The organism is Streptomyces sp. 8L, from assembly GCF_020176795.1.
Lineage (GTDB): Bacteria > Actinomycetota > Actinomycetes > Streptomycetales > Streptomycetaceae > Streptomyces.
In genome coordinates, this window is the sequence record NZ_JAIUKE010000176.1 from 17,970 (window position 1) to 23,917 (window position 5,948).

Genomic DNA, 5,948 nt, shown 5'->3' on the forward strand with positions numbered 1-5,948 from the left:
CCCCCCCCCCCGGGCGGCCCCCCCCCGGGGGGGGGGGGGGGGGCCGGGGGGGGGGGGGCGGGGGGCCGCGGGGCCGAGGAGGGGCGTTCCGGGGACGGTTGCCCGTCCCGGGCCCGCTCCGGGGGCCGGCGGCGTCTCGGACCTGCCCAGAAGGTCGGCCGCGTCCCGGGTCCGCTCCGGAGGTCGGCCGCGTCTCGGGTCCGCTCCGGGGCCGGCCGCGTCCCACACCTGCTCCCAGCTGGCTATACATCGCGTGTATAGACGGCGTGTATAGTTCCCTCCATGTCCATCGGTCACACCCTCCTCGGTCTCCTGGAGACCGGCCCCCGCCACGGCTACGACCTGAAGCGCGCCTTCGACGACAGATTCGGGCACGACCGCCCGCTGCACTACGGGCAGGTCTACTCGACCATGTCCCGGCTGCTGAAGAACGGGCTCGTCGAGGTCGACGCCGTCGAGTCGGGGGACGGCCCCGAGCGCAAGCGGTACACCATCACCGACTCCGGGGTGACCGACGTGCAGGAGTGGCTCGCCACCCCCGAGAAGCCGGAGCCGTACCTTCAGTCCGCGCTCTACACCAAGGTCGTCATCGCGCTGCTCACCGGCCGCGACGCCGCGGACGTGCTGGACGTGCAGCGCGCCTCGCACCTGCGCACGATGCGGGAGCTCACCGAGCGCAAGCGCCACGGAGACCTCGCCGACCAGCTCATCTGCGACCACGCCCTCTACCACCTGGAGGCCGATGTCCGCTGGCTGGAACTGACGGCCGCCCGGCTCGGCCGGCTCGCGCGGGAGGTGCGTACATGACCGCCCCCGAGCCCCTGCTGGCCGCCGTCGACCTGCGCAAGTCCTACGGCCCCGTCACCGCGCTCGGCGGCGCCTCCTTCTCCGTCGCGCCCGGCGAGATCGTCGCCGTCATGGGCCCCTCGGGCTCCGGCAAGTCCTCACTGCTGCACTGCCTCGCCGGCATCGTCGTCCCCGACTCCGGCTCCCTCACCTACCGGGGCGAGGAGCTGACCGGCCTGTCCGACGCGCGCCGCCGCGCGCTGCGGCGCACCGACTTCGGGTTCGTGTTCCAGTTCGGGCAGCTGGTGCCCGAACTGACCTGCCTGGAGAACGTGGCGCTCCCGCTGCGGCTCGACGGGACCCGCCGCAAGGACGCCGAGGCCGCCGCGCGCGAGTGGCTCGAGCGCCTTGAGGTCACGGACGTCTCCCGCAAGCGGCCGGGCGAGATCTCCGGCGGGCAGGGGCAGCGCGTCGCGGTGGCCCGCGCGCTCGTCACCTCGCCGCGGGTGGTCTTCGCCGACGAGCCGACCGGCGCACTGGACTCGCTCAACGGCGAGCGCGTGATGCAACTCCTCACGGACGCGGCCCGGTTCACGGACGCCGCCGTCGTCCTCGTCACCCACGAGACCCGGGTCGCGGCGTACTCGGACCGCGAGGTCGTCGTACGGGACGGCGTCGTACGGGACATGGCGGCGGCCCGATGAGGGCGGCGCGGCGCAGCCTCGCGCTCGGCGCGCGGTTCGCCGTGTCCGGCGGGCGCGAGGGCTGGATCAGGACGGCGCTGACCGCGCTCGGCGTCGGCCTCGGTGTGACGCTCCTGCTGGCGGCCTCGTCCGTGCCCGGCATCGTCGACGGCAGGACGGCCCGCTCCGACGCACGGGCGGTCACGGCCTCGCACCCGGGCGGCGCGCCCCGCGTGCACGGGACGTTCCTCTTCATCGACGCGAGCACCGAGTTCCACGGGCAGCCCGTCACCGGCACCCTGCTGCGCGCGGACGGCGCGGGGGCCGCCCCGCCGCCCGGCGTGCGCGCGATCCCGAAGCCCGGCACGATGGTGGTCTCCCCCGCGCTGCGGGACCTGATCAACAGCCCGGGCGGCGAACTGCTCAAGGAGCGGCTGCCGTTCACCGACGCAGGCACCGTCGCGGACCCGGGCCTGCTCGACCCCGGCGAACTGCTCTACTACGCGGGCGACTCGGCCCTCTCCCCCGATCGTGGCGCGCACCGGGCGCGCGGGTACGGCACCCACCACTCCGGCGAGCCCCTGGGCCCGCTGCTGGTCGCGTCGATCGCGCTGGGCTGCGTCGTCCTGCTCGTACCGGTGATGGTCTTCATCGGGACGGCCGTACGCTTCGGCGGCGAGCGCAGGGACCGCAGGCTCGCGGCGCTGCGCCTGGTCGGCGCGGACGCCCGCGCGGCCCGCTGGATGGCCGCGGGAGAGGCGCTGGCCGGCGCCGCGGTGGGCCTGGCGGCCGGCGGGGTGTTCTTCTGGGTGGCACGCCACTTCGCGGGCGGGATACGGCTGTGGGGCAGATCGGCGTTCCCCTCGGACGTCCGGCCCCAGCCGCTGCTCGTGCTGCTCGTGGTGGTCGCCGTCCTGGTCACGTCGGTGGCCGCGGCGCTGTTGGCGCTGCGCTCCGTGTCGATCGAACCGCTCGGTGTCGTACGGGACGCGAAACCGCGGTCCCGACGCCTGTGGTGGCGGCTCGTGCTGCCGGTGGCCGGGGTGGCGACGCTCGTCCTCACCCACCGGTTCGCGGGCAGGGACGCCCCGTTGCACGTCGTGCCGATCGTGGTCGGCTCCGCGCTGGCCCTCATCGGTCTGGTGGGCCTGCTGCCCTGGCTGGTGGAGAAGTCCGTGGCGCGGATGCGCGGCGGCCCGGTGCCGTGGCAGCTGGCGATCAGGCGCCTTCAGCTGAGCGGCGGTTCCACGTCGCGCGCGATCGGGGGGATCACCGTCGCCGTCGCGGGCGCGATCCTGCTCCAGATGGTGTTCGCCGGGATGCAGGACAGCTTCGCGCACCCGGACCACTCGACGGGCTCCCTGCCGGCCGCGACGGGCCGCGCCGCGCACGGCACGCCCCGTGAGGCGGACGCGACCGCCGAGGTCAGCGGGCCCGACATCGGCCTGGCGCGGCGCCTCGCGAGTGCGCTCGGCCGTACGGAGGGCGTCAGCGCGGTCTCCACCACCGTCGAGTCGTACGCCTCGTCGCTGACCGCGGCCGCCGCGGGGATGGGTGACGGGCACTCCGCGCCCATCACCAGCGTCACGGTCGGGGACTGCGCGAGCCTGCGGGCCTTCGCGCACATCCCGGTCTGCCGCGACGGTGACACCTTCGTCTCCCGGACGAGCGCGCGGATGGCCGTCGAGGACCGCCCCGGCGAGGTCGTCGCCCTCGACGACGGCGACGGCGCCTCCCATCCGGCCACGTTCACGGTGCCGTCGTCGGCCCGTGTGGTGACGGCGCTGCGCGGCTGGGAGGGGGAGAGCCACTCGGGCGTCCTCGCCACCCCCGCGGCGCTGGACGCGGCGCGGCTCCACGGCGCGCGGACCGTGGCGCGGGTGTGGCTGCACGGGCAGGTGCCCGACGCGGTGGAACACGTCAGGACCACGGCAGGGCGGCTGGAGCCGACGGTCCGGGTGTCCACGCTGCTGAACCGTGCCCGCGACCGCCAGTACGCGAGCGTGGGGACCGGCCTCAAGATCGGCGGCACGGCGGTCATGGCTCTGATCGCGGCGAGTCTCCTGGTGTCACAGGTCGAGCAGTTGCGCGAGCGCAGGCGGCTGCTGTCGGTCCTGGTGGCCTTCGGCACCCGGCGCTCCACGCTGGCCTGGTCGGTGCTGTGGCAGACCGCGGTTCCTGTGGTGGTCGGCACGGTACTCGCGGTGGCGGGCGGTCTGGTGCTCGGGAAGGTGACGCTGGACCTGATGGCGGAACCGGTCAAGACGTGGTGGATGTTCTGGCCGTACGCGGGCGCGGGCGCGGCGGTGGTCCTGCTGGTGACGCTGGCGAGCATGCCCCCGCTGTGGCGCCTGATGCGGCCCGAGGGCCTGCGGATGGAGTGACGGGGCGGCGGCCCCGCCGCTCAGCCACCCGCTTTGACCGTCTTCATCAGGGCGCGCATGTCGTCCTTCATGGCGGGCGCCAGCACGGTGGCGACCAGGCGGGTGGACACGTACGCGGCCCGTACCTCGGACGGATCGGCCCTGTTGCCGTCGTACGAGGAGTAGACGCGCAGGGTCAGGGTGAACTCGGCGCGGCCGTCGAGGACCCGCAGTGTCGGCGGCATGTCGCCGACGCTGTCCGTGATCAGGTACGCCCGGTCGCCCAGGCCGGGAACGCGCACGGTGTGCAGCGCCCAGCCGGGCGACTTCGGCTGCGGAAGCGCGTCGAACTCCGGCGCAGGGTCGGTGCTCCTGTGCAGGACGTAGCTGAGGTTCACGAGCGTCCGCACGCCCCCGTGCGGGCCGACGGGGGTGGCGACGAGGGTGTGGAACGGGCTGCCCCGCGGGGCCCGTCCGAGGTCCGTCCGGCACTGCGCGCTGTCGACGGCCTCCGTCTCGTCGGAGGCGGCCTCGGGGGTCCCGGCCGGTCCGAGGACCTTCGACAGGGCGGTCAGCGGGGCGTCGAGGCAGAGGTCGCGCTCGGCGCCGTAACCGCCGAGGTCGGGGCTTCTGGAGTGGTACAGCGTCAGGCCCGCGCACCAGAGCAGGGACGCGACGAGGGCGCCGCCGAGGCCCCAGCGCAGGGCGGCCCTGCGGGGCGCGGGCGCCGGCATCCCGTCGCCGACGACGACCGGCCCGGACTCCCCCGGAGCGCCGAGGCCGCCGTCGCGCTGCCCCGGAACGGCGGGGCCGGGCCGGCCGGAGGGCCGTTCGGGCCAGTCCTCGCCCTCCAGTTCGGGTTCCGAGATCATCCGGCGTCGTCGCCAGGCGCCGGCGGCTCCTTCGGGCCCTCACGTCCCGTGCCGTCCCCGGTCTCGCCGGCGCCGGGCGGCCGGGTCGGCCGCGGCGGCGGTGTCGGGGCGAGGTCGGCCGCGGTCGCGCCGTGCGGCCGGGGCGCGGCGCGCAGCGCCTGCTCGTGCGCGTACGAACGCAGGTAGCCGACTACGGTGTTGGTGACCGCGACCAGCGGTACGGCCACCACGGCGCCGCCGATGCCCGCGACAAGGCTGCCGGTGGCGACGGACAGCACGACCGCGAGCGGATGCACCCGCACCGCGCGCCCGAGGATGAACGGCTGGAGGATGTGGCCCTCGATCTGCTGCACGGCGAGCACCACGAGCAGCACTATCAGGGCGGTGAACACGCCCTGGGTGACGAGCGCGACGACCACCGCGAGCGCGCCGGACACGACCGCGCCCACCAGCGGCACGAACGAGCCCAGGAAAATGATCACGCCGAGCGGCACGGCGAGCGGCACGCCGAGGAAGAAGACGCCGAGGCCGATGAAGATCGCGTCGATCATCGCGACTATGACGGTGCCGCGCACGTACGCCGTGAGCGTGTGCCAGGCGCGCGGCCCGGCGCCCGCGACGCCCTCCCGCGCCTGCTGCGGGACGAGTTTGAGCGCCCACTGCCAGATCCGCGGCCCGTCGTAGAGCAGGAAGATGGTCGAGAAGAACGCGAGGAAGATCCCCGTCAGGAACTCGACGACGACGGTGACGCCCTGGAGGCCGGCCGAGGTGATCTCGTTGGTGTTCGTGCCGATCGCGTTGCTCAGGTTCGACGCGATGTCGTTGATCTGTTTGTCCGTCACATGGAACGGACTCTTCAGGAGCCAGTGCTTGAACTCGTTGATGCCGTCGGTCAGCCGGTCGGAGAGGTCGCCGATGTTCTCGGACACCTGCCAGACGACGAACCAGCCGATGAGCCCGAGGATGACGAACCCGGCCAGGGTGGTGAGGGCGGTGGCGAGTCCGCGCGGCACGCCGTGCCGCTTCAGGCGGGCGACCGTCGGCTGGAGCAGCGCCGTGATCAGCAGGGCGGCGACGAACGCCAGCACCACCAGGCGTACGGCGCTGACGATCCGCATCAGCACCCAGACCGTGGCGGCGAGGATCAGCAGCCGCCAGGCGGCCTCGACGGCGACCCTGATCCCCCAGGGGATCGCGGCCACCGGGTCGGGTCTGGCGGCGACGGACGGGGCGTAGGAGGGCGG

Annotated in this window: 5 protein-coding genes; 3 read left to right on the plus strand and 2 right to left on the minus strand. The window is 74.4% G+C overall.

The window, feature by feature from the left end; all coding sequences use genetic code 11:
- The first annotated feature begins 282 nt into the window (after window positions 1-282).
- The 3 genes from LCE31_RS16505 to LCE31_RS16515 are packed head-to-tail and all read left to right on the plus strand — an operon-like array spanning window position 283 to window position 3,853.
- Window positions 283-807, plus strand: coding sequence for a PadR family transcriptional regulator (locus LCE31_RS16505; RefSeq protein WP_225015028.1), 525 nt, complete (start codon window positions 283-285; stop codon window positions 805-807).
- The gene (locus LCE31_RS16510) at window positions 804-1,490 is read left to right on the plus strand and encodes an ABC transporter ATP-binding protein (protein WP_225015029.1); all 687 of its coding nucleotides are present in this window, start codon (window positions 804-806) and stop codon (window positions 1,488-1,490) included. The genes LCE31_RS16505 and LCE31_RS16510 overlap by 4 nt, the downstream gene beginning before the upstream one ends.
- On the plus strand, window positions 1,487-3,853 hold the full coding sequence (locus LCE31_RS16515; protein WP_225015030.1) for an FtsX-like permease family protein: 2,367 nt from the start codon (window positions 1,487-1,489) through the stop codon (window positions 3,851-3,853). Before LCE31_RS16510 ends, LCE31_RS16515 begins: the two co-directional genes overlap by 4 nt.
- A 20-nt stretch (window positions 3,854-3,873) precedes the next feature.
- On the opposite strand, the gene LCE31_RS16520 is transcribed toward LCE31_RS16515, so the two are convergent.
- Both LCE31_RS16520 and LCE31_RS16525 read right to left on the minus strand, forming a co-directional pair.
- The gene (locus LCE31_RS16520) at window positions 3,874-4,704 is read right to left on the minus strand and encodes a hypothetical protein (protein ID WP_225015031.1); all 831 of its coding nucleotides are present in this window, start codon (window positions 4,702-4,704) and stop codon (window positions 3,874-3,876) included.
- Window positions 4,701-5,948, minus strand: a 1,248-nt coding sequence (locus LCE31_RS16525) for an AI-2E family transporter (protein WP_225015032.1), incomplete at its 5' end; no start/stop codon positions are given. The genes LCE31_RS16520 and LCE31_RS16525, both read right to left, overlap by 4 nt.

Excerpts from the sequence above, each read along its gene's own strand:
- LCE31_RS16515 (WP_225015030.1), top strand. The coding sequence starts at position 1,487 with ATGAGGGCGGCGCGGCGCAGCCTCGCGCTCGGCGCGCGGTTCGCCGTG.
- LCE31_RS16505 (WP_225015028.1), top strand. The coding sequence starts at position 283 with ATGTCCATCGGTCACACCCTCCTCGGTCTCCTGGAGACCGGCCCCCGC.
- LCE31_RS16520 (WP_225015031.1), bottom strand. The coding sequence starts at position 4,704 with ATGATCTCGGAACCCGAACTGGAGGGCGAGGACTGGCCCGAACGGCCC.
- LCE31_RS16510 (WP_225015029.1), top strand. The coding sequence starts at position 804 with ATGACCGCCCCCGAGCCCCTGCTGGCCGCCGTCGACCTGCGCAAGTCC.